At 45.8% G+C, this 2,612-nt stretch carries 3 protein-coding genes and 2 rRNA genes; all 5 read left to right on the forward strand.

What is annotated here, in order from left to right:
- Positions 1–363 (forward strand): 23S ribosomal RNA (locus M0R47_RS21690); the annotation flags it as partial.
- Between the two features lie 225 nt (positions 364–588).
- Positions 589–698 (forward strand): 5S ribosomal RNA (rrf, locus tag M0R47_RS21695).
- 94 nt (positions 699–792) lie between these two features.
- Complete coding sequence (locus M0R47_RS21700) at positions 793–1,548, forward strand: hypothetical protein (protein WP_292558439.1); 756 nt, start codon at positions 793–795, stop codon at positions 1,546–1,548.
- 37 nt (positions 1,549–1,585) lie between these two features.
- Positions 1,586–2,101, forward strand: coding sequence for a hypothetical protein (locus M0R47_RS21705; RefSeq protein WP_292558440.1), 516 nt, complete (start codon positions 1,586–1,588; stop codon positions 2,099–2,101).
- The coding region (locus tag M0R47_RS21710; protein WP_292558441.1) for a hypothetical protein at positions 2,082–2,612 on the forward strand (531 nt) is incomplete at its 3' end. The genes M0R47_RS21705 and M0R47_RS21710, both read left to right, overlap by 20 nt.

Genomic DNA, 2,612 nt, shown 5'->3' on the forward strand with positions numbered 1-2,612 from the left:
GGAGCACCTTCCAAGGGTTCGGCTGTTCGCCGATTAAAGTGGTACGCGAGCTGGGTTCAGAACGTCGTGAGACAGTTCGGTTTATATCCGGTACGGACGATAGGAAATTTGAGGAGATCTGCCCTTAGTACGAGAGGACCGGGGTGGACGAATCTCTGGTGTATCGATTGTGGCCACCTGCCGCATTGTCGAGTAGCTAAATTCGGAATAGATAAGTGCTGAAAGCATATTAAGCACGAAACTAACTTCAAGATTAGATTTCCCTATGAGGACACAGAAAGAATATCTGTTTGATAGGTACAAGGTAGAAGCGTAGCAATACGTGCAGCTAAAGTATACTAATAGTCCCACTGCCTTTTTATGTCTTTTTCATCGACGTTAAGCTTCGGTTTAACAGAGGTGAAAAAGTAGACTTAACTAGTATTTGGTGATAATCACTTCGTGATTACACAAATAAGCGTCAATCAAAGTAAAAATTTTAAGCTTACATTCAAGTTAACCGTGCATACTAGTGTCGTAAGGACATCGAAGCAAGGTTTTTGTCCCACTGATCTCTTTATATCAGCGCAAAGCGACTAAAAACCTTACTTCGGTGCCCATGGCGCTGAGGAAATACCTGTTCTCATTCCGAACACAGAAGTCAAGCTCAGCAGCGGCGATTATACTGCCACAAGTGGGAAACTAGCACGGTGCCGAATTATAAAAAGACCCTCCGAATAGGAGGGTCTTTTTCTTTGTCTTAACAGGGGTGAAGTTTATACGAGGCGATAAAAATGTTACCATAAACAGTATATGACCGAGCAACCTCACGATCCTCGAGATCCTGGTGATCACAGTGGCTCCATTGATGGAGAGATGGTTGTTGCGCTGACGGAAATCGACGCTATTATTGAGAAACATATTCGGGGAGCGGTTGGTGATGATGCCTATGAGGCTTATAACGCCAGAGTAAAACTGGATCAAGAGCTCAACCAGTCAATGGGCCAGGAGGTGAAAGAAGGGTTTGTTCGCCCGATAGACCGTATTATGGGACAGGCGGTGCGCCTCATAAAGCAAATGGTGGACGAGGGTATGGATGAGCAGGAGGCAAGGAAAAAAGTTTCCGATGCTGCGGTTGAAGCGATTATTGCTCAGCATGAGTCTCCCGCGGATAAGAATTACTTAGAGGCATATGGCGACATCACTGATTCATTAAGATTGTCGATTGAGGATTCTCTGAAATTAACTCAAAAATACCTTGATATAGAGGTAGCATCAGTCGATGAAGGGCAACTTTCATTAGAGCTTATGCAACGTATTGAGATCAAGGGAAGCAGTACGAGAAAAGTTACTCTCAATGTTATATTTTCAATTGATGAATCGAGTATATCAATGAGCGCATTTCATACTATTCTAATTCGGGATCTTCTTGAAGGGAGTCATGGCGGGATTGAACGGACCGAGGTTGATCTTGTCGCGAATGGTAATGTTATCGACGGAGTCGACCTGGTTGCACTAAAGCAAGATGCATTTCAGGCCCTCCAAACCGCCGTCCGGAGTGCCAGCTAGCCCGCACACCCATACCGCTCGTGGTAAAATAGGGAGAGTGAACGTAAAACAGACAGTAAAAAAGCTCTCTTATCGATGGAATCATTTATCGCTTAATAAACGCGTTATCATCTCGGGTATTTTTGTATTCTTAGCGGGCTACGGCCTGCTTTTTGGTTTCGCGAAACAGGTTACCTTTGCGTATACGGGACAGGATTGCACACCCCAATTAACATTGCTCCCAAGCCTTATGAAGCAATCCGATGGTGCGATTTTTAAAGCTCAGGCGGCGGACGTGTTTACGGTAGCGGGGTTCCCATTGGCATCTCTGAAAACTTGTTTTGCTCCCGTCGATCCTCCGAAACCAGGAAATACAGTCGTCGCCGTATCACCGTTTGGTAGTTGGTTCATGGCAAAGAAATTCTCTATTCAAGTGGGTGATCCTCCTTCGGCAAAGGTCTCTGATTTTGTGGGAAAAACGCTTCCCGTAACGCGGCCGATCGAGATAGCGCTCAGTGGGCACGATGAAGTGTTTGAATATAAGTTAAAAATCGGTGAAAGCCGTCGATTGTGATCACGATGATTCAAAGCTTTCCTGTGATATCACGTCGCTCGATTTGGCTCAGGGCGAAAAGTATAGCGCTTCGCTCTCACGATATTTTGAAGATAAAAAAATAGCCGACATAGGGGAGGGGGAATTCACAACACTGCGCGCCCTCGCTCTTGTGAGCGGATCGGTTTCGGATAGCCAAACCATTTATGACAAACCGGCAAGCTTCACATTTGAATATGACAAAGAACTCGATATAGCCGAAGCTACGCTCAAAACCAAGGATGGGCAAGTGGTCGCAGCGAAAGTTTCTACCGATGAAAAACGAGTGATTATTACTCCCGAAAAGGAACTTACAAGGAACGCAGAATTCGTTCTCACGCTCGAGAAAGTTGAAGCCATCGACGGTAGTGCGATCCCTGATCCAGCAGTGATTAACTTCACGATGTCGGGTGGTCCGAAAGTAGTGAGCATTAGTGTTGGTTCGACGGGCGTGGCGACGTCGGGAACGATAACTATCACGTTCGATCAGGAT

The sequence above is a fragment of the Methylobacter sp. genome (assembly GCF_023227905.1).
Taxonomy (GTDB): domain Bacteria; phylum Pseudomonadota; class Gammaproteobacteria; order Methylococcales; family Methylomonadaceae; genus Methylobacter_A.